The organism is Burkholderia perseverans (assembly GCF_022870505.1).
In the GTDB taxonomy this organism is placed as follows: Bacteria; Pseudomonadota; Gammaproteobacteria; order Burkholderiales; family Burkholderiaceae; genus Burkholderia; species Burkholderia plantarii.
The window spans coordinates 3,805,734-3,825,309 of record NZ_CP045094.1; the positions used below are offsets into that span (position 1 = coordinate 3,805,734).

At 68.7% G+C, this 19,576-nt stretch carries 17 protein-coding genes; 9 read left to right on the plus strand and 8 right to left on the minus strand.

Annotated elements, in window-relative coordinates:
• On the minus strand, positions 1 to 244 hold a 244-nt coding region (locus tag BpN12_RS31510), incomplete at its 3' end, for a hypothetical protein (protein WP_246796021.1).
• 519 nt (positions 245 to 763) lie between these two features.
• Between BpN12_RS31510 and BpN12_RS31515 the strand changes: the two genes are divergently transcribed.
• Positions 764 to 2,086, plus strand: a complete 1,323-nt coding sequence (locus BpN12_RS31515) for a TIGR00366 family protein (protein WP_042626051.1) — start codon at positions 764 to 766, stop codon at positions 2,084 to 2,086.
• Positions 2,087 to 2,266: 180 nt separating this feature from the next.
• Here the strand turns inward: BpN12_RS31515 and coaD are convergent, their stop codons facing one another.
• Positions 2,267 to 2,767 carry a pantetheine-phosphate adenylyltransferase gene (gene coaD, locus BpN12_RS31520; protein WP_042626052.1) on the minus strand — a complete coding sequence of 167 codons (501 nt, stop codon included), beginning with the start codon at positions 2,765 to 2,767 and terminating at the stop codon, positions 2,267 to 2,269.
• Positions 2,768 to 2,877: 110 nt separating this feature from the next.
• The gene (gene rsmD, locus BpN12_RS31525) at positions 2,878 to 3,492 is read right to left on the minus strand and encodes a 16S rRNA (guanine(966)-N(2))-methyltransferase RsmD (RefSeq protein ID WP_246796022.1); all 615 of its coding nucleotides are present in this window, start codon (positions 3,490 to 3,492) and stop codon (positions 2,878 to 2,880) included.
• Between the two features lie 188 nt (positions 3,493 to 3,680).
• Here rsmD and ftsY point away from each other — a divergent pair, with 188 nt between their 5' ends.
• A complete protein-coding gene (gene ftsY / locus BpN12_RS31530; RefSeq protein ID WP_246796023.1) occupies positions 3,681 to 4,880 on the plus strand; it encodes a signal recognition particle-docking protein FtsY in 1,200 nt (399 codons plus the stop codon).
• A gap of 79 nt (positions 4,881 to 4,959) precedes the next feature.
• Here ftsY and maiA read toward each other — a convergent pair whose 3' ends face one another.
• Complete coding sequence (gene maiA / locus BpN12_RS31535) at positions 4,960 to 5,604, minus strand: maleylacetoacetate isomerase (RefSeq protein WP_246796024.1); 645 nt, start codon at positions 5,602 to 5,604, stop codon at positions 4,960 to 4,962.
• A gap of 212 nt (positions 5,605 to 5,816) precedes the next feature.
• Here maiA and ybiB point away from each other — a divergent pair, with 212 nt between their 5' ends.
• Together ybiB and leuA are read left to right on the plus strand one after the other, a co-directional pair.
• Positions 5,817 to 6,794 carry a DNA-binding protein YbiB gene (gene ybiB, locus BpN12_RS31540; RefSeq protein WP_246798055.1) on the plus strand — a complete coding sequence of 326 codons (978 nt, stop codon included), beginning with the start codon at positions 5,817 to 5,819 and terminating at the stop codon, positions 6,792 to 6,794.
• Between the two features lie 421 nt (positions 6,795 to 7,215).
• Entirely contained in the window at positions 7,216 to 8,865 is a 1,650-nt protein-coding gene (gene leuA, locus BpN12_RS31545; protein ID WP_246796025.1) for a 2-isopropylmalate synthase, read from the plus strand.
• Positions 8,866 to 9,047: 182 nt separating this feature from the next.
• Here the strand turns inward: leuA and BpN12_RS31550 are convergent, their stop codons facing one another.
• Together BpN12_RS31550 and BpN12_RS31555 are read right to left on the minus strand one after the other, a co-directional pair.
• On the minus strand, positions 9,048 to 9,434 hold the full coding sequence (locus tag BpN12_RS31550; protein WP_246796026.1) for a nuclear transport factor 2 family protein: 387 nt from the start codon (positions 9,432 to 9,434) through the stop codon (positions 9,048 to 9,050).
• Between the two features lie 39 nt (positions 9,435 to 9,473).
• On the minus strand, positions 9,474 to 10,043 hold the full coding sequence (locus BpN12_RS31555; RefSeq protein WP_246796027.1) for an acyloxyacyl hydrolase: 570 nt from the start codon (positions 10,041 to 10,043) through the stop codon (positions 9,474 to 9,476).
• Between the two features lie 365 nt (positions 10,044 to 10,408).
• Here BpN12_RS31555 and rpoH point away from each other — a divergent pair, with 365 nt between their 5' ends.
• The 5 genes from rpoH (at position 10,409) to cydX (ending at position 14,992) form a co-directional block, all read left to right on the plus strand.
• Entirely contained in the window at positions 10,409 to 11,344 is a 936-nt protein-coding gene (gene rpoH, locus BpN12_RS31560; protein ID WP_042626060.1) for an RNA polymerase sigma factor RpoH, read from the plus strand.
• Between the two features lie 448 nt (positions 11,345 to 11,792).
• Positions 11,793 to 12,065: a cytochrome oxidase putative small subunit CydP gene (gene cydP / locus BpN12_RS31565; RefSeq protein WP_246796028.1), complete on the plus strand. Its 273-nt coding sequence runs from the start codon at positions 11,793 to 11,795 to the stop codon at positions 12,063 to 12,065.
• Complete coding sequence (locus tag BpN12_RS31570; RefSeq protein WP_246796029.1) at positions 12,052 to 13,626, plus strand: cytochrome ubiquinol oxidase subunit I; 1,575 nt, start codon at positions 12,052 to 12,054, stop codon at positions 13,624 to 13,626. The genes cydP and BpN12_RS31570 overlap by 14 nt, the downstream gene beginning before the upstream one ends.
• Before the next feature lie 37 nt (positions 13,627 to 13,663).
• Complete coding sequence (gene cydB, locus BpN12_RS31575) at positions 13,664 to 14,800, plus strand: cytochrome d ubiquinol oxidase subunit II (RefSeq protein WP_246796030.1); 1,137 nt, start codon at positions 13,664 to 13,666, stop codon at positions 14,798 to 14,800.
• Between the two features lie 63 nt (positions 14,801 to 14,863).
• Complete coding sequence (gene cydX / locus BpN12_RS31580) at positions 14,864 to 14,992, plus strand: cytochrome bd-I oxidase subunit CydX (protein ID WP_246796031.1); 129 nt, start codon at positions 14,864 to 14,866, stop codon at positions 14,990 to 14,992.
• 106 nt (positions 14,993 to 15,098) lie between these two features.
• Here cydX and nagE read toward each other — a convergent pair whose 3' ends face one another.
• Positions 15,099 to 16,889 carry an N-acetylglucosamine-specific PTS transporter subunit IIBC gene (gene nagE / locus BpN12_RS31585; protein ID WP_246796032.1) on the minus strand — a complete coding sequence of 597 codons (1,791 nt, stop codon included), beginning with the start codon at positions 16,887 to 16,889 and terminating at the stop codon, positions 15,099 to 15,101.
• A gap of 88 nt (positions 16,890 to 16,977) precedes the next feature.
• The gene (gene ptsP / locus BpN12_RS31590; RefSeq protein ID WP_246796033.1) at positions 16,978 to 19,566 is read right to left on the minus strand and encodes a phosphoenolpyruvate--protein phosphotransferase; all 2,589 of its coding nucleotides are present in this window, start codon (positions 19,564 to 19,566) and stop codon (positions 16,978 to 16,980) included.
• Positions 19,567 to 19,576: the final 10 nt, after the last annotated feature.

Consider the following 19,576-nt stretch of genomic DNA (forward strand, 5'->3'; position numbering starts at 1 on the left):
TAGCGTAGCCAACGGCCGACTTTCGGGCCGCCGCCAGTCGTCTGGACAAGGCCGTTCCGACGACGCGGTAATTTGCTACGGGAACAAGATGAAGGTAGACCAAACCGAAGAAAAAAGTGTCCAGCACGACGCGCTTGCCGAGCTGATCGAACAATTTCTGCCCCAGTACCTCAATCGTGCGGCGAGACGCGGGCGCGACACCGTCCGTGATGAGCTTTGGCCGGTACAGGTGGTGCGTGGCCACGATAGGCCGGCCGCAAACGCGGCGAAGATAGACCCAAGGTGCGGCCGAAAGCCCCCTGTGCATTCCGTGCTCGCTTCAATGCCAAAAATCGCGCGAAACTTGCTTGTTTTTGCTCTCTTTTGCGCGAAATTTTTTTCGCCTGATCTAGCCCAACGAAACGCCGGAGAGCCTTTTCCTACTTGGCTCTCCGGCGTTTTTTCGTTTCTTCGCTCGCTATGTCAAATCGAGCACCACCCCATAGCTACACGGCGTCGACATCCATGCGCGCTACCGTGACGGCTCCCGACGATCCGCCGGCATACGCGGCTCCGCCGCGCTTGCGCCGGCACGAAACCGATACGAAAACCCCTCGGCATGACCGGTGAATCCGACGAAGCAGCACGCCGCGCCGCGTATTTCGTTACCATTCCCGCCGCGGGGCCGATTTCCGATGGAAGACCCGGCTCCCATCGCCCGCCCGGCACCGGGCAGCGAATCATATCAACCACAACGACCGAACTCATAAACAGGAGGAGACCCGTGATTTCCCGCATTTCCCGCTTCTTCACCCAGATCGTGCATCGGGTGCTGCCCGACCCGCTGATCTTCGCGATCTTTCTGACCGTCATCACCTTCGTGCTCGCGTTCTCGCTCACGCCGAAGGCACCCGCCGAACTCGTGCTGCTGTGGGGCAGCGGCTTCTGGAACCTGCTCGCGTTCACGATGCAGATGGCGCTGATCCTCGTGACCGGCCACGCGCTCGCCAGCTCCGGCCCGGTCAAGCGCCTGCTGGTCGCGCTCGCGAGCGCGCCGAAGACGCCGGCGCAGGGCGTGATGCTGGTCGCGTTCGTGGCCGGCGTGGCCTGCGCGATCAACTGGGGTTTCGGCCTCGTGCTCGGCGCGATGCTCGCGCGCGAGGTCGCGCGGCGCGTGCCGGGCTCCGACTACCGCCTGCTCGTCGCCTCGGCCTACATGGGCTTCCTGACCTGGCACGGCGGCCTGTCCGGCTCGGTGCCGCTGGTCGCCGCGACCAAGGGCAACCCGATGGAGAAGGTGATCGGCCTGATCCCGGTCTCGCAGACGCTGTTCACCGGCTACAACGCGTTCGTCACGATCGGCCTGATCGTGATGCTGCCGTTCCTCGCGCGGCTGATGATGCCGAAGCCCGACGAGGTGGTGACGGTCGATCCGAAGCTGCTCGAGGATCCGCCCAGCTTCGAGCGCAAGCTCGCGCCCGGCGCGACCTGGGCCGAGCGCATGGAGGAAAGCCGCCTGCTGTCGCTGCTGGTCGCGCTGCTGTGCCTGGTGTTCCTCGTGATCCGCACGCGCACCAAGGGCTTCACGCTCGACATCGACACCGTCAACCTGGTGTTCCTCGCCGCAGGCCTGGTGCTGCACCGCACGCCGATGGCCTATGCGCGCGCGATCGGCGCGGCCGCGCGCGGCGCGGGCTCGATCATGATCCAGTTCCCGTTCTACGCCGGCATCCAGGCGCTGATGGATCATTCGGGCCTGGCCGGCGTGATCACCAACTGGTTCGTCGACATCGCCAACGTCCACACGTTTCCGCTGCTCGCGTTCCTGAGCTCGGCCGTGATCAACTTCGCGGTGCCCTCGGGCGGCGGTCACTGGGTCGTGCAGGGGCCGTTCGTGATGCCTGCCGCGCAGGCGCTCGGCGCCGATCTCGGCAAGTCCGCGATGGCGATCGCCTACGGCGAGGCCTGGACCAACATGGCCCAGCCGTTCTGGGCGCTGCCCGCGCTCGCGATCGCCGGGCTCGGCGTGCGCGACATCATGGGCTACTGCGTGACGGCGCTGCTGTTCTCGGGCGTGGTGTTCGTCGCCGGGCTGTACCTGTTCTGAGCGAGCAGACGGCCTCCCGTCACGGGAGGCCGGGCCCGCGCGAACGCCGCGCGGGCACCGGTTCGAAAAAGGAAGATGGCGGGCCGGCCGGCGTGATGCCGGCCCCGCCTCGAGCTGCCCGGGCCGCGCGCCGGGCGATTGCCGGCGCGAAGGCGCGCAAGCGTGGACGGCGGGAAGGTGTCAGGCGGCCGGCGTCTGGCCCATCGCGGCCACTTTTTCCGTCAGCCACTTCTCGACCGACGGGAACACGAACTTGCTGACGTCGCCGCCCAGTTGCGCGATCTCGCGCACGATCGTGCCCGAGATGAACTGGTATTGATCGGACGGCGTCATGAACATGGTCTCGACGTCGGGCAGCAGATAGCGGTTCATGCCGGCCATCTGGAACTCGTACTCGAAATCGGACACGGCGCGCAGCCCGCGCACGATCACGCGCGCGTTGTTGGCGCGCACGAAATCCTTCAGGAGCCCGGTGAAGCCCATCACCTTCACGTTCGGGTAATGGCCGAGCACCTCGTTCGCGATCTTCAGGCGCTCCTCGAGCGAGAAGAACGGCTTCTTCGCCCGGCTGTCGGCCACGCCGACGACGAGCGTGTCAAAAATGCTCGATGCGCGCCGCACGAGATCCTCGTGCCCGCGCGTGAGCGGATCGAACGTACCCGGGTACACGGCGACTACCATGTCGCTCCTCCTGTGATCATGCGATTGGGGCAGCGGCGATACGGATCACGGCCGCCACCACGATGGGCGCGCGTCGCGCGTCGCGCGCGGCGCCTCGTTTGGAACGCGCATTATTCATCATTTTCGCGTTGCAGCAAATGATAGCGGACCGCGCCGGCCTTGCCCTCGCGCGTCACGGTCCAGCCCGCCAGCACCTCGCGGGCGGCGGGGTCGAGCGCGTCGCCCGACTCCACGTACAGCTGGCCGCCCGGCGCGACGAGCCTCACGGCCAGCGCGAGCGCGCGCTCGAGCAGCTCGGCGTCGGCAAACGGCGGATCGAGGAACACCACGTCGAACGAGCCCGGCGCGAGGCCGGCCGCGAGCCGCAGCGCATCGGCCTCGGCCACCTCGACGGCGCGCGCCGAGAGCTTGTCGCGAATCACGCGCAGCTGCTCCGCGGCACGCGCGTTGCGCTCCACCATCACGACGCTCGCCGCGCCGCGCGAGGCCGCCTCGAAGCCGAGCGCGCCGGTGCCGGCGAACAGGTCGAGGCAGCGCCGGCCGCCGAGATCCTGGCCGAGCCAGTTGAACAGCGTCTCGCGCACGCGATCGGGCGTCGGGCGCAGCCCGTCGAGGTCGAGCACCGGCAGCGGCGTGCGCTTCCACTGGCCGCCGATGATGCGGATCGAGTGCGGCTTGCCGCGGCTGGCGCCGGCCGACGGGCGGGCGGAGGGCGAACGGGACATACGGAATCGGGTCGAACGGGACGAAACGGGTGGGTCGGCGCGGCCCGGGCCGCGAACAGGCGCACGTTACCACAAGCCGGCGCAGCGCTTCGCCGCTGCCCGCGCGGCGCGCCTGATAAAATCTCCCGTCTCGGGCGCCGGCCACGGCCGCCGCGCTGCCGATCCCTCTTCCCCCAAGCCAGCAGACCATGTTCAGCTTCTTCAAACGATTGATCGGCTCGAAGGCCGACGACGCGTCGCAGGACGCGCCGGCGGCCGACGAGCAAGGCAGCGCGACTCACGCGCCGGACCTGGCCGAGGATGCCGCGGCCAGCCGGCCAACGCCGGCGCCGGCACGCACCGCCGAGCCTGCCATCGAACCCGCCGCCGAGCCGGTTGTCGAGCCCGCCCCGGAACCGGCCGCCGCGCCGGCGCCGGCCCCTGCCGCCCCCGAAGCCTCACCCGCCACCGCCGTCGAGATCGTGCCGCCGCCCGCGCCCGAACCGGCCGCGAAGAAATCCTGGATCGCGCGGCTGCGCTCGGGTCTCTCCAAGACGAGCACGAGCCTCACCAGCGTGTTCGTCAACACCAGGATCGACGACGAACTCTACGAGGAACTCGAGGCCGCGCTGCTGATGTCCGACGCCGGCATCGACGCGACCGAATACCTGCTCGGCACGCTGCGCGAGAAGGTGCGCGCCGAACGCCTGAGCGATCCGCTGCAGGTGAAGGCCGCGCTGCGCGCGCTGCTCATCGACCTGCTCCAGCCGCTCGAGAAATCGCTGATGCTGGGCCGCGCCCAGCCGCTCGTGATGATGATCGCGGGCGTCAACGGCGCCGGCAAGACCACCAGCATCGGCAAGCTTGCCAAGCACCTGCAGCGCTTCGACCAGTCGGTGCTGCTGGCGGCCGGCGACACGTTCCGCGCCGCCGCGCGCGAGCAGCTCGCGATCTGGGGCGAGCGCAACAACGTGACGGTGGTGCAGCAGGAAAGCGGCGATCCGGCCGCCGTGATCTTCGACGCGGTCGGCGCCGCGCGCGCGCGCAAGATCGACGTGGTGATGGCCGACACCGCGGGCAGGCTGCCCACGCAACTGCACCTGATGGAGGAACTGCGCAAGGTCAAGCGCGTGATCGGCAAGGCGCAGAGCGACGCACCGCACGAGGTCCTGCTCGTGATCGACGCGAACACCGGGCAGAACGCGCTCGCGCAGGTCAAGGCGTTCGACGACGCGCTGGGCCTGACCGGGCTCATCGTCACCAAGCTCGACGGCACCGCGAAGGGCGGCATTCTCGCCGCGATCGCGCGGCAGCGGCCGGTGCCCGTCTACTTCATCGGCGTCGGCGAAAAGGTCGAGGACCTGCAGCCGTTCAGCGCCGAGGAATTCGCCGACGCGCTGCTCGGCTGAGGCCGCGCGCCCAGCCCGCGCTTCACGGCCGGCCCCACAAACAGGACGCTGCGGCGTCCTGTTTTGTTTGTTGCGCCCGCTATTCGGCGTCCGGCTGTGCCTCCGGTGCCGCCGCGCGAAACGCATCGAACGTCATCGCGTGAGCGTGAATCCGCTCGAGCGTCGGATACGGCGCCAGGTCCACCCCGAAGCGCCGCGCGTTGTAGAGCTGCGGGATCAGGCAGCAGTCGGCGAGCGTCGGCGTGTCGCCATACGCGAACCGGCCGGTGCGCGGATCGTTCGCGAGCCGCGTTTCGAGCGTCGCGAAACCCTCCGTGATCCAGTGCCGGTACCAGGCGTTTTTCGCCTCGTCGGCCAGGCCGAGCGTGCGCTTCAGGTAGCGCAGCACGCGCAGGTTGTCGAGCGGATGGATCTCGCAGGCGATCTGCAGCGCGATCGCGCGCACGCAGGCGCGTTCGGCCGGCGCGCGCGGCAGCAGCGGCGGCTCGGGCGCGATCTCGTCGAGATATTCGATGATCGCGAGCGACTGCTGCAGCGTGGTGTCGCCGTCGACCAGCGTCGGCACCAGCGCGTCGGGATGCAGCGCGCGATAATCGTCGCGCAACTGCTCGCCGCCGCCGCGCAGCATGTGGACGGCGCGATAGTCGAACGGCAGGCCTTTCAGGTGCAGCGCGATACGCACGCGGTACGACGCCGAACTGCGGAAATAACCATACAGCTCCATCGCTTGCTCTCCTGCGGACGCGGTTCCGTATTGTGCCGACTGCGGTGCCGACTGCGGTGCCGACTCGGGTGCCGGCTTCGGCCACGCCGACGCGCCGGCGGCACGGCGCCGGCGCGCTTGCAAGAATGCCGCAAATGCGGTACTCAGTGGGCTTCCCGCATACCCAGGGCAACCGCGCCGGACCGGCGCCGCGCCCAAGCTTCCACGCCTCGATGACCGACGCCGCCACCTCCGCCCCGACCGCCCCCTTTCCCTGTGCCCGCCTCATCAAGGAGATCGGCCGCGGCCCGCACGGCGCCCGCGCGCTGTCGCCCGAGGACACCTTCCAGCTATACCAGGCGATGCTCGACGGCCGCGTGTCGGACGTGGAGCTCGGCGCCGTGTTGATCGCATACCGGCTCAAGGGCGAGACGGCCGACGAACTGGCGGCGATGCTGGCCGCCGCGCAGGCGTCGTTCGCGCCGCTGCGCGTGCCGGCCGGCGCCGCGCGGCCGGTGTCGATCCCGAGCTACAACGGCGCGCGCAAGCAGCCGAACCTGGTGCCGCTGCTCGCGCTGCTGCTGGCCCGCGAAGGCGTACCGGTACTCGTGCATGGGGTCGCGACCGATCCGGGGCGCGTGACCAGCGCCGAGATCTTCACCGAACTCGCGATACCGGCGGCCGCCTCGCATGCGGCCGCCGAACGCGCGCTGGCCGAACGACGCGTCGCCTTCACGCCGCTCGAAGTGCTCGCGCCGAAGCTCGCGCGCCTGCTGGCGCTGCGCGGCGTGCTGGGCGTGCGCAACTCCACGCATACGCTGGTGAAGCTGCTGCAGCCGTTCGAGCCGCTCGGGCTGCGGCTCGTGAACTACACGCATCCGCCCTATCGCGACAGCCTCGCCCGGCTGTTCAGCGAGCATCCGGACGCGGCGGCCGGCGGCGCGCTGCTCGCGCGCGGCACCGAAGGCGAGGCGGTGGCCGACACGCGCCGGCAGGTGCAGGTGGACTGGCTGCACGACGGGCGCTGCGAGACGCTGCTCGAACCGGAGCGCTCGTCGCCCGACGCGCCGCCCGTCGCGCTGCCCGAGTCAAAGGACGCGGCCACCACCGCGGCCTGGACCCGCGCCGTGCTCGACGGCGCCGTTCCGGTGCCCGACGCGCTCGCGCGCCAGGTCGAGATGATCCTGCGGATCGTGCGCGTCGCGGGTTGAACCAGGCGGGCCGCGACCAGCGCGGCCATCCCGGGCTCGCCGACGCGAACCGCGCACGAGACGCGGGCGATCTCGTCCCGGCATTTGACAACGCGGAACCACCCGCATTAAAGTTGTCGCCATGCGTTCCCTCCCGAACTCCTTCCGAATTACCTCCGGCCGCCTAGCGCGGTCGCTATCGCTACGACTAGCGTAACGCTGTCGTCGCGCCGTGCTTCCGGCACGGTCCCCCCTGAGCCGTTCCCGCAGTTCCTTCTCGTTTTTCGTAACCCGTAGTCGTCAGCCGTCGTCCGTCCATCCGTCGGGCGATCGCGAAGACCCACCGCATGCCGTCCGCGAATTCGCGCGGCCCGTGCGCAGGCAACCGCCGATCCGGCTGCCGCCCCGTCTTCGCTCGCGACCGCAACGCCCCGAGGCCACCATGCAGCGCAACCCCGCCGACAAGTACCGCCCGTTCGAACCCGTTCGCCTCAACGGCCGCAAGTGGCCGTCCCGCACCCTCGCGCAGGCGCCGATCTGGATGTCCACCGATCTGCGCGACGGCAACCAGTCGCTGATCGAGCCGATGAGCATCGAGCAGAAGCTCGAGTTCTTCGAGATGCTCGTCGCGATCGGCTTCAAGGAGATCGAGGTCGGCTTCCCGTCGGCCTCGCAGACCGATTTCGACTTCGTGCGCAAGCTGATCGACGAGCGGCGGATTCCCGAGGACGTGACGATCGAGGTGCTGATGCAGTCGCGCGAGGACCTGATCGCGCGCACCTTCGAGGCGCTCGACGGCGTACCGCGCGCGATCGTCCACCTCTACAACGCGATCGCGCCGTCGTTCCGCAAGATCGTGTTCGGCCTCTCGAAGGAGCAGGTGAAGGCGCTGGCGGTGGACGGCACGCGGATCATCAAGGCGCACGCGCAGGCGCGGCCGGACACGCACTGGACCTATCAGTATTCGCCCGAGACCTTCAGCATGACCGAGCTGAGCTTCGCGCGCGAGGTCTGCGACGCGGTCGCCCAGACCTGGCGCCCGACGCGCGACCACAAGATGATCGTCAACCTGCCGGCCACGGTCGAGGCCGCGACGCCGAACGTGTTCGCCGACCAGGTCGAGTGGATGGACCGCAACCTCGGCTATCGCGACAGCATCGTGCTGTCCGTGCATCCGCACAACGATCGCGGCACCGCGGTGGCCGCCACCGAGCTCGCGCTGCTGGCCGGCGCGGACCGCGTCGAGGGCTGCCTGTTCGGCAACGGCGAGCGCACCGGCAACGTCGATCTCGTCACGCTCGCGCTCAATCTCTACACCCAGGGCATCGACCCGGGCCTCGACTTCTCGGACATCGACGCGGTGCGCGCCGTGGTCGAGCGCTGCAACCAGTTGCCCGTGCATCCGCGCCATCCGTATGCGGGCGACCTCGTCTTCACGGCGTTTTCGGGCTCGCATCAGGACGCGATCCGCAAGGGTCTCGCGCGGCAGCGCGCCGACGCGCCCTGGGAAGTGCCGTACCTGCCGATCGATCCGGCCGACCTCGGCCGCGGCTACGACGCGGTGATCCGCGTCAACAGCCAGTCCGGCAAGGGCGGCGCCACCTATCTGCTCGAACGCGGCATGGGCTTCGCGCCGCCGCGCCGCGTGCAGATCGAGTTCAGCCACGCGGTGCAGGCGGTGGCCGACCACTCGGGCGAGGAGGTGACGGGCGAGGCGGTCTGCGCGCTGTTCCGCCGCGAGTATCTGGAGACCACCGGGCCGGCCGCGCGCGTCGGCAGCACGATGACCTGGGAACGGCGCGAGATCCCGGCCGGCGGCCCGCTCGCGGGCGACACGCCGGAGGCGATCGCCGCCCACGTGGCGGCGGCATTCTCCGGCGCGGCCGGCGCCACGGTCGAAGTGGTATCGGTCGAGGCGCTGCGCGGCCGCGACGGCCGCAGCGCGGTGTTCGTCGGCGCGCGGCTCGGCGGCGCGGCGTTGCGCTACGGCGTGGGAATTCACGAGGAACCGGCCGTGGCCGCCGTCGACGCGGTCGCGAGCGCGCTCAACCGCTCCGGCTGGCATTGCTCGGATCACCGCGCCGCGGCCTGAGACTTACGGGCCGGGCGCGCGGCGCGCCCCACCGTCCAGCCCGACCGCATGCGCCGCGCCACCGCCCCGTCCCGCGAGATCCGCGGCGCACGGGCGCAAAAAAGGCGGCCCGACAGGCCGCCCCGAAAGGAACCGACAAGGATGCCACCCGCATCCGGCAACGGCCTCGCGACCCGCGAAGCCTAGGTTTCGGTGGCGCAGCGCGTCGCGTGCCACACCAGCAGGCGCCAGCGGCCCTGCTCCTGCGCCTGCAGCGCGGTATAGGCCACCGGGAACACGATGCCGCCGTTGTTGGCCTCCAGCTCGACGATCACGCGCCCCGTCACGACGAACGCCTCGCCGCCGATCGGCATCACGTCCTGGGTCTGCACCTCGATCTGGCGGTAGCGGCGGCGGCCGGCGACGATCGCGTCGATGAGCTGCTGTTTCGATTCGCGCTTGCCGTTCGTATGCACGTAATAAGCGCTGTCGGACAGCAGTGCATCGAGCGCCTCGCCGTCGCCTTCGACCATCGCGCGGAACCGGTCACGTTCGAGCGCGCGAATCGCATCGATCATCTTCGCCACCATCGCCGTACTCCCAGGCCCCGCGCCTGTCGCGCGTGCCGCTCAGAAGTTGTACTGCAGATAGATCTGGCTGAAATTTATACCAGGATTCGGATCTTTGATACTGGCGTTCGACTCGTGCTGGAACCGGAAGCCGGCCAGATACTGCTGGCGGCTGCCGAACTGCGCGCCCACCCCGACCATGTCGGCGAACTGGAACGCCGTCGACATCGTGTAGTCGGTGGCGATGTGCGGGTGCGTGAGCAGGCGCACGCCGACGCCGGCCTCGAAGAACGGCCGCACGTAGCCGGTGCGCTTGATGAAGCGGAACACCGGCGTGACCCCGAATTCGCCGATGTTCGAATTGACTGCGTGGTCTCCGCCGTAGTGCCAATACGCAGCATGGCCTTCGGCGACGAACGTGAAATGCCAATCGCCGATCTGCCACCACGACCAGCCCGGATCCCAGACGATGCCGAGGTCTGCCTTCTTCATGTCGTGGTCGGCGATACCGCCCGCCACCTGCACACCCCAGCGATCGGCAAATGCGGCATTGCATCCGCCCGACAGTGTCAACGCCAGCGCCATGCCGGCCAGCCACCGTCCCGTCCTGAGATTCTTCTTGTTGTGCATCCTTCACTCCAGATTCCGGGGTTGAATGGAGCGCCGCCGCGGGTCGCCGCGGCTGGCTCAAAAATCGAACTGCATATTATGGTAAAGGACTTTTCCGATCGGCATCGTTGAACGAAATGGTTTGCTTCGCAAACGACAAGAATCGAAAGCGTCTCCTGCAAATCTCACCAAAACACGTCGATTTGAATACGAGTTGACCCTGATGACACGAAGAAATCTATCGAAATATATTCATTAATAGTTTTTCAGGAACTCGAATGGCCCTCTCCCCTCTAAGTGTTTAGCACTCGTTTGGCGAGAGTGCTAAGATAGCCCGGTGGAATCGCCTTGTTACGGGGCTCGTCCCTGATTCCAAAGGAGTTTATGTGAGCAACGCTCTGACCCTTCCGAATACCCTCGGCTCGATGCCGGCGAAGGCCTCCCCGGCAGGCGCGCTGGCGCTTGCCTCGAATTCGATGCTGCCCGGCCAGCTGGGCAACATCGACGCCTATATCCAGGCCGTGAACCGGATCCCGATGCTGACGCCCGAGGAAGAGCGTCAGTATGCGACGGAATTCCGTGATCAGCAGAATCTCGAATCGGCCCGCCGGCTGGTGCTCTCGCACCTGCGCCTGGTGGTGTCGATCGCACGCAACTATCTCGGCTACGGCCTGCCGCATGGCGACCTGATCCAGGAAGGCAACATCGGCCTGATGAAGGCCGTCAAGCGCTTCGATCCGGACCAGAACGTGCGGCTCGTCTCGTATGCGATCCACTGGATCAAGGCCGAGATCCACGAATACATCCTGCGCAACTGGCGCATGGTGAAGGTCGCCACCACGAAGGCGCAGCGCAAGCTGTTCTTCAACCTGCGCAGCCACAAGAAAGGCATGCAGGCGATGACGCCCGAGGAGATCGACGGTCTCGCGCAGGAGCTGAACGTCAAGCGCGAGGACGTGGCCGAAATGGAAACGCGTCTGTCGGGCGGCGACATCGCGCTCGAAGGGCAGGTGGAGGACGGCGAGGAATCGTTCGCGCCGATCGCCTACCTGGCCGACTCGCACAACGAGCCGACCTCGGTGATCGCCTCGCGCCAGCGCGACCGTCTGCAGACCGAAGGCATCTCGGAAGCACTCGAATCGCTCGACGCGCGCAGCCGCCGCATCATCGAGGCGCGCTGGCTGAACGTCGACGACGACGGCTCGGGCGGCTCGACACTGCACGACCTCGCGGCCGAGTTCGGCGTGTCGGCCGAACGCATCCGCCAGATCGAGGCGAGTGCGATGAAGAAGATGCGCGCGGCGCTGGCCGCCTACGCCTGATACGCGCCGCCGATACCGGCGGCAGCATCCGGCTTCAAGCTCCGAAGTTCAAGGCCCGCGGTGGCAGCACCGCGGGCCTTTCTCTTGATGGCGCGCCTCCGCGCCGCTCTCCCCTTCCCTACCTTTCTCGCCGATCGTCCGGCGTCCCCCCCGGCGCGTGTTGCCGATCGTCGCACTGTTGCACTCGACGCTGACAAGCTCAGGATCGCGAACTATAAATAGGATCAGCACCTGTTCCCGCGATTTGCCGCAAATCGGGTGCGCAGCGCGCCACTCAATCGACGTTTGAGTCACATCAAACCCTAGAGGCAGTTTTGCGACCGTCTGCCGCATCGGGGCGGTCAATTATCGCAGCGCACAATTTTAAAATTGCAGTGCTGCAGTTGACGTAAATCGGCGATTTTTCGCCGGTTCGTCTTCCTCACTTTCGAGCGTCACCCACACGATCATGCCGCTGATCCTCACCCGCAAATCCGCGCCTCGCGACGGACCGCCGTCCTTGCGCGCGCGCTTCATCTCCTGGACGAAAGGCCCCACGCTGATTCGCGATATCTCGGTCGTGCTGGCCATCAAGCTGGTCCTGTTGATGACGCTCAAATACGCGTTCTTCAATCATCCACAAGCGGAGCACATGTCGCTGCCAGCCGCCGCGGTCGCCGCGCAACTGCTCGGGACGACCGCCACCCACACTTCCACCGGGGACCACCATGATCAGCAGTGAAGTCGTCGATCTATCACGCCTGCAGTTCGGCGTCACCGCGCTTTACCATTTCCTGTTCGTTCCACTCACGCTCGGCATGTCCTGGCTGCTCGTCATCATGGAAGCCGTCTACGTGATGACCGGCAAGCAGGTCTACAAGGACATGACGCAGTTCTGGGGCAAGCTGTTCGGCATCAATTTCGCGATGGGCGTGACCACCGGCATCACGCTCGAATTCCAGTTCGGCACCAACTGGTCCTACTACTCGCACTACGTCGGCGACATCTTCGGCGTGCCGCTCGCCGTCGAAGGGTTGATGGCGTTCTTCCTCGAATCGACCTTCGTCGGGTTGTTCTTCTTCGGCTGGAACCGGCTCTCGAAGGTCAAGCACCTGATCGTCACGTTCCTGGTCGCGCTCGGCTCGAACCTGTCGGCGCTCTGGATCCTGGTGGCGAACGGCTGGATGAACAACCCGGTCGGCGCGCAGTTCAACTACCAGACCATGCGCATGGAGCTGGCGAGCCTGTCCGACGTGCTGTTCAACCCGGTCGCGCAGGTCAAGTTCGTGCATACGGTCTCGGCCGGCTACGTGACGGCCTCGATGTTCGTGCTCGGCATCTCGTCGTGGTACCTGCTGCGTCGCCGCGACACCGCGTTCGCGCTGCGCTCGTTCGCGGTGGCGGCCGGCTTCGGCCTCGCCTCGGCGCTCTGCGTGATCGTGCTCGGCGACGAGTCCGGCTATACCACCGGCGAAGTGCAGCAGGTGAAGCTCGCCGCGATCGAATCGGAATGGGATACGGCACCGGCGCCGGCCGCGTTCACCGTGTTCGGCATCCCGAACCAGGAAACGCAGCGTACCGACTACGCGATCCGGATCCCGTATGCGCTCGGCCTGATCGCGACGCGCTCGATCGACGAACCGGTGGTGGGCCTCAACGACCTGATCAAGCGCAGCGAGAATCACATCCGCAGCGGCATGGTCGCCTACCAGGCGCTGCAGAAGCTCAAGTCCGGCGACACCAGCGAGGCCACCCGCGCGCAGTTCGACGCGCACAAGGCCTACCTCGGCTACGGGCTGATGCTCAAGCAGTTCACCGCGAACGTGACCGATGCCACGCCGCAGCAGATCGCCGACGCCGCGAAGAAGACGATCCCGCCGGTGGCGCCCGTGTTCTTCTCGTTCCGCCTGATGGTGCTGTTCGGCTTCCTGCTGCTCGCCACCTTCGTGCTCGCGTTCTGGTTCTCGCTGCGGCGCGACCTGCTGCAGCCGAAGCGCCGCTGGTTCCTGCGCTGGGCCGTCTGGGCGATCCCGCTGCCGTGGCTCGCAGCCGAGTTCGGCTGGGTGGTCGCGGAAGTCGGCCGCCAGCCGTGGACCATCGCCGGCATCCTGCCGACCCATCTGTCCGCGTCGAGCCTCGTGTCGAGCGACCTGTACCTGAGCATCGCCGGCTTCGTCGCGTTCTACACCGCACTGTTCGTGATCGAGATCACGCTGATGTTCAAGTACGCGCGGCTCGGGCCGTCGTCGCTGCACACCGGGCGTTATCACCACGAGCAGCAGGCCGCCGGCTCGGCCGCCTGACGCGCGCTGCTTCACCGAACCCTGACAAGGAATCGTTATGGACTACGCTACTCTGAAGGTGATCTGGTGGGTGCTGGTCGGCACGCTGCTGATCGGCTTCGCGCTCACCGACGGCTTCGACATGGGCGCCACCGCGCTGCTGCCGTTCCTCGGCAAGAACGACGACGAACGCCGCATCATCGTCAACACGGTCGGCGCGACCTGGGAAGGCAACCAGGTCTGGCTGATCACGGCCGGCGGCGCGATGTTCGCGGCCTGGCCGCTGGTGTACGCGGCCTCGTTCTCGGGCTTCTACTTCGCGATGCTGCTGGTGCTGTTCGCGCTGTTCTTCCGGCCGGTCGGCTTCGACTTCCGCAGCAAGCGCACCGATCCGCGCTGGCGCAGCGGCTGGGACTGGGGCCTCTTCATCGGCGGCTTCGTGCCGGCGCTGGTGTTCGGCGTGGCGTTCGGCAACCTGCTGGAAGGCGTGCCGTTCGTGTTCGACAGCGACCTGCGCGTGACCTACACGGGCAGCTTCTGGGCCCTGCTGAACCCGTTCGCGCTGCTCTGCGGGCTGGTCTCGCTAACGATGCTGCTCGCGCACGGCGCCGCGTTCATCCGCATGAAGACCGACGGCGTGATCGCGCGGCGCGCGGGCCGCGCCCTGCGTCTGAGCGCGCTGGCCGCGGTGGTGCTGTTCGCGGTCGCCGGCGCGCTGATCGCCTCGTGGATCGGCGGCTATCACATCACGCAGGCCGCCCCGCTCGACACGGTCGCGAACCCGCTGATGAAGCAGGTGGCGGCCGGCCACGGGCTCTGGCTCGCGAACTACGGCACCTATCCGTGGATGATCGCCGCGCCGGTAATCGCGTTCGCGGGCGGCCTGCTGGCCGCGCTGCTGGCCACCTCGCGGTTCGAGAAGACGGCCTTCATCGCGACCGGGCTGATGATCGTCGGCGTGATCCTGACGGCCGGCTTCTCGATGTTCCCGTTCATCATGCCGTCCTCGCTCGATCCGCGCAGCAGCCTGACCGTCTGGGACTCGACCTCGAGCCACCTGACGCTCGAGGTCATGCTCGGCGCCGTGATCGTGTTCCTGCCGCTGATCCTGATCTACACGAGCTGGGTCTACCGCGTGATGCGCGGCAAGGTCACCTCGCAGGTGCTCAGCGACAACCGCCATACGCTGTACTGACCGGCGCGCCGGGCGCCCGCCGCCCGGCCGTCACCTGAACCCCGTTCTTCCGGAGCCCGACACATGTGGTACTTCACCTGGATTCTCGGCATCGGCGTCGCGCTGTCGTTCGGCGTCATCAACGCGATGTGGCTCGAATCGCACGAGGCGCATGAAGCGCTCGACGCGCGCCAATCCGGCCGCGATCGCTGATCGCCGGCCACGGCGGCGCGCCCCTGCGTGGGCCGCCGCTCCGCCATGAAAAAACGGCGCCCGAGGGCGCCGTTTCTGCTGGCCGCGCGGCAAGGCCGCGCAACGCTCACGCGGGCTGCACGGCCGCGCCGCCGCCGGCCGGCGGCAGGCGCGTCGACATCTGCTGCGCGTAGCGCGCGGCCGAGCTGCCGCAGACGATGTGGAACGTGTCGGTCGACACCCAGGCCACGTCCACGCTCGCAAGCCGGTCGCGATCGACGGCCGACGGATCGCGCACCACCACGCGCAGCCGCGTGGTCGCGACCGCGTCGAGCGACACCACGTTGGTCGCGCCGCCGAACACGGCGAGCCAGCGCATCGGATCGGGATCGAGCGGACCAGACTCGCCGGCCGGCACCGCCGCTGCCGCCGCCGCCGATGCAGCGGTCGGAGCCGCCGCCGCCGTGGCCGCGCCGCTGCCGATCGCGCTGCGGATCTCGTCGGCGATCAGGTCCGCCTCCGGCCCGATGATCACCTGCACGCTGCTGCTGCCGCGCTTGAGCACGCCGCGCGCGCCGATCGCCTTCAGGTTCGCCTCGGACACCTGCTCCGGATCGACCACCGACAGACGCAGCCGCGTCGTGCAGGCATCGACCACCGTCAGGTTCGCCGCACCGCCGAGCGCCGCGATGTAGCGCACCGCGCGCGGCGCCGCCGCCCCGCCCGCGACCTGCGCCGCGGCGAAACCGCCGCCCACGCCCGTCGAGCCGCCGAGGCTGCCCTCGGCCAGCGGCGCGTCACCGGCCGGCTCGCGGCCCGGCGTGGCCATGTTGAACTTGCGGATAAAGAAGCGGAACAGCCCGTAGTAGGCGACCGCGTAGGCGAGGCCGAGCGGGATCGCGATCCAGCCCTTCGTCGAGAGCCCGTAGTTCAGCACGTAGTCGATCGCGCCGGCCGAGAACGTGAAGCCGAGCTTCACGCCGAGCAGCTGGCAGATCGCGAGCGAGAGCCCCGTCAGCACCGCGTGGATCACGTACAGCACCGGCGCGAGGAACATGAAGCTGAATTCGATCGGCTCGGTCACGCCGGTCAGGAACGAGGTCAGCGCCATCGAGAACAGCAGGCCGCCCACCACCGCGCGGCGCTCCTTCGGCGCCTCGTGGAACATCGCCAGACACGCGGCCGGCAGGCCGAACATCATGATCGGGAAGAAGCCCGCCATGAAGCCGCCGGCGGTCGGGTCGCCCGCGAAGAAGCGGTGCAGGTCGCCCGTCACCGCCGCGCCGCCGCCGGGCGGCGTGAAGCTGCCGAACACGAACCAGGCGAGCGAGTTGATGATGTGGTGCAGCCCGGTGACGAGCAGCAGCCGGTTCAGGAACCCGTACACGAACGCGCCGATCGCGCCGGCCGTGGTCAGCCAGTGGCCGGCCGCGTCGATCACGTTCTGGATCGGCCCCCAGATGTAGCCGAACACGATCCCGAGCACCACGCAGACGAGGCCTGTCACGATCGGCACGAAGCGCTTGCCGCCGAAGAACGCCAGGTAGTCCGGCAGCTTGATGTCCTTGTAGCGGTTGTAGAGCAGCCCCGCCACGATGCCGGCGATGATCCCGGACAGCACGCCCATGTTCAGCTTCGGGTCGATGTCCTTCATGATCGCGGTTTCGATCAGGTAGCCGATCGCGCCCGCGAGCGCCGCGACGCCGTTGTTGTCCTTCGCGAAACCGACGGCCACGCCGATCGCGAACAGCAGCGGCAGGTTGTCGAACACCGCGCCGCCCGCGTCGGCGATCATCTTGATGTTGAGCACATCGGACTGGCCCAGCCGCAGCAATATGCCCGCCACGGGCAATACCGCGATCGGCAACATCAGCGCCCGTCCCAGGCTCTGTATTCTCAGAAACGGATTCCCGTCCATTCAGACCTCCAAATCGTCTCGTCTTTCGTTGTTGATGTGTTGATATTGCGTGGGGAACTACACGACGCGAATCCGGTTCCGCTACCGCTCACTGCTGCGGCCAGATTTCACGACTGGCCGCCCGCACCGCCTGCGCGGATTCGAGCGACAACAGATCCTGCGCGCGCTGCCGGCACAGCGCGTAGTCGAGGCCGCGCACGCGCGCCTTGATGCCCGGCACCGACACCGGATCGACCGACAGCTCGGTGATGCCGAGGCCGATCAGGATCGGCACGGCGAGCGGATCGCCGCCGAGCGCGCCGCATACGCCGACCCATTTGCCGTGCTTCTCGGCGCCGCGCACGGCCACCTCGATCAGGCGCAGCACGGCCGGATGCAGCCCGTCGGCGAGCGCCGCGAGATCGGCCTGGCAGCGGTCCATCGCGAGCGTGTACTGGGTCAGGTCGTTGGTGCCGATCGAGAGGAAATCGGCATGCTGCGCGAGCTGGTCGGCGAGCAGCGCGGCGGACGGCACCTCGATCATCACGCCGACCTCGATCGGCTCGCTGCGCCCGGCCTCGCGCGCGAAGCCGTCGATACGCTCGCGAATCCGCACCAGCTCGCCGACGTCGGTCACCATCGGCAGCAGGATCCGCACCGCGCCGAGCGGCTGCACGGCGAGCAGGCCGCGCAGCTGATCGTCGAGCAGGTCCGGGCGCAGCTGCGCGAGGCGGATGCCGCGCAGGCCGAGCGCCGGGTTCGGCTCGGGCGGCAGCGTCAGGTAATCGACTTCCTTGTCCGCGCCCACATCGAGCGTGCGGATGATCGCGGTGCGCCCCTGCAGCGCGTCGACGATCGACTGGTAGCTGTCGCGGTGCTCGTCGGTGGTCGGCGCCGCCTGGCGGTGGATGAACAGCAGCTCGGTGCGCAGCAGGCCGACCGCGTCGGCGCCGTTCTCGACCGCCGTCTTCGCGTCGTCGAGCGTCGCGATGTTGGCGGCTACCTCGATGCGGCGCGCGTCGGCCGTCACGGCCGCCTCGCCCGACTGGCGCCGGTTCGCCTCGCGCACGCCGGCCAGGCGCTGGCGTTCGAGCCGCGCGCGTTCGACGTCGAGCGCGGTCGGCGCGTGTTCGAGCCGGCCGGCGGTGGCGTCGACCACCACCTGGGTCTGCTCGGGAATCGCGAACAGCGCGTCGCCGACCGCCACCAGCGCCGGGATGCCGAGCTGGCGCGCGATGATCGACGCGTGCGAGGTGGCACCGCCGCGCGCCATCACGAGCGCGGTCACGCGCTGGCGATCGAGCGACGAGAGGTCGGACGGCGTGAATTCCTCGGCGGCCAGCACCGCCTCCTCGGGCAGCTCGCGCGCGGTGCCGGCGGTCAGGCCAAGCGCGCGCAGCACGCGCTTGTCGATATCGCGCAGGTCGGCCGCGCGCTCGGCGAGCAGCGGATCGTCGAGCTTGCCGAGCACCGCGATCTGCGCGCGGATGGTCTCGCGCCACGCGTGGCCGGCGCTCTTGCCGAGGCTGATCAGGTCGCGCGCCGCGTCGATCAGCGCCGGATCCTCGAGCAGCACGCGATGCACGGCGAAGATCCCGGCCTCGCCCACCGCGCCGCGCTGCGAGGCGCTGCGCACCGTGTGCTCGAGTTCCGCGTCGACGGCCGCGAGCGCGTTGTCGAGCCGGCGGCTCTCGGCCGCCGGCGTGCCGCTCGCGAGTTCGGGCGGGGTCAGCTCGGCCTCGTCCCAGCGCACCAGCTTGCCGACCGCGATGCCGGGCGCGGCGCAGACGCCGGCCAGCGTGTTCGGATCGAGCGCGGTGCCGCTCGCGTGCGGCGTCCGGGGCACCGTGGGCGGCGCCTGGAACGCATGCGCGGCGCGCGTCTCGACTTCGCCGTGGGCGGCGCGCAGCAGTTCCTCGGCGATCGCGTCGACGGCCTGGGCCGCCTGTGGCCCCACGCCGACCAGCTCGATCACGGCGCCTTCGCCGGCGCCGAGCGCGAGCAGCCCGACCACGCTCTCGATCGCCGCGCGCCGTTCGCCGAAATGGATGTGGACGCGCGCGTCGAGCCCGCGCGCCGCTTCGCGCGCCCGCGCGGCCGGCCGCGCATGCAGGCCGCCCGCGTGCGCGAGCGTGATCTGGCGGCGCGCCTCCATCGCGTCGGCGACGTCGCGCGCGGCGGCGGCCACCTCGGACGAGGTCGCGCGCAGCGTGAGCAGCGGCGAGACGCCCGCGCGCACGAGCCCGCTGCCGGCGCGCTCGACGATCTCGAACGCGTCCGAATTGGCGATCGCCACCACCGACACGAGGCTCGGCGCGGCCTGCGCGACGAGGTCGGTGTCGAACTCGACCAGCACGTCGCCGGGCTCGACGCGCACGCCGGCCTCGACCTTCGGCGTGAAACCGCGGCCGCTCAGCTCGACCGTGTCGATGCCGATGTGCAGCAGCACCTCGGCGCCCTCGGCGGTGGTGATGGTGACCGCGTGGCCGGTGCGCGCGAGATGCGTGACGATGCCGGCGCACGGCGCGACGAGCCGGCCCTCGAGCGGATCGATGCCGATCCCGTCGCCGAACATGCCGCCCGAGAACACCGGATCGGGCACCTCGGCAAGCGGTACGACCGGCCCCGTCAGCGGCGCGAGCAGGACGAACTGGTCAGGGGATGCGTTCTTCAACTGGGACTCCTCGGCACGTCTCATCGTCTGTCTC

What these genes read in the sequence shown, in the direction of transcription:
- coaD (WP_042626052.1), bottom strand. Translation starts at nt 2,767, where the DNA reads ATGGTAGTCGCCGTGTACCCGGGTACGTTCGATCCGCTCACGCGCGGG.
- rsmD (WP_246796022.1), bottom strand. Translation starts at nt 3,492, where the DNA reads ATGTCCCGTTCGCCCTCCGCCCGCCCGTCGGCCGGCGCCAGCCGCGGC.
- ftsY (WP_246796023.1), top strand. Translation starts at nt 3,681, where the DNA reads ATGTTCAGCTTCTTCAAACGATTGATCGGCTCGAAGGCCGACGACGCG.
- maiA (WP_246796024.1), bottom strand. Translation starts at nt 5,604, where the DNA reads ATGGAGCTGTATGGTTATTTCCGCAGTTCGGCGTCGTACCGCGTGCGT.
- ybiB (WP_246798055.1), top strand. Translation starts at nt 5,817, where the DNA reads ATGACCGACGCCGCCACCTCCGCCCCGACCGCCCCCTTTCCCTGTGCC.
- leuA (WP_246796025.1), top strand. Translation starts at nt 7,216, where the DNA reads ATGCAGCGCAACCCCGCCGACAAGTACCGCCCGTTCGAACCCGTTCGC.
- BpN12_RS31550 (WP_246796026.1), bottom strand. Translation starts at nt 9,434, where the DNA reads ATGGTGGCGAAGATGATCGATGCGATTCGCGCGCTCGAACGTGACCGG.
- BpN12_RS31555 (WP_246796027.1), bottom strand. Translation starts at nt 10,043, where the DNA reads ATGCACAACAAGAAGAATCTCAGGACGGGACGGTGGCTGGCCGGCATG.
- cydP (WP_246796028.1), top strand. Translation starts at nt 11,793, where the DNA reads ATGCCGCTGATCCTCACCCGCAAATCCGCGCCTCGCGACGGACCGCCG.
- BpN12_RS31570 (WP_246796029.1), top strand. Translation starts at nt 12,052, where the DNA reads ATGATCAGCAGTGAAGTCGTCGATCTATCACGCCTGCAGTTCGGCGTC.
- cydB (WP_246796030.1), top strand. Translation starts at nt 13,664, where the DNA reads ATGGACTACGCTACTCTGAAGGTGATCTGGTGGGTGCTGGTCGGCACG.
- cydX (WP_246796031.1), top strand. Translation starts at nt 14,864, where the DNA reads ATGTGGTACTTCACCTGGATTCTCGGCATCGGCGTCGCGCTGTCGTTC.
- nagE (WP_246796032.1), bottom strand. Translation starts at nt 16,889, where the DNA reads ATGGACGGGAATCCGTTTCTGAGAATACAGAGCCTGGGACGGGCGCTG.
- ptsP (WP_246796033.1), bottom strand. Translation starts at nt 19,566, where the DNA reads ATGAGACGTGCCGAGGAGTCCCAGTTGAAGAACGCATCCCCTGACCAG.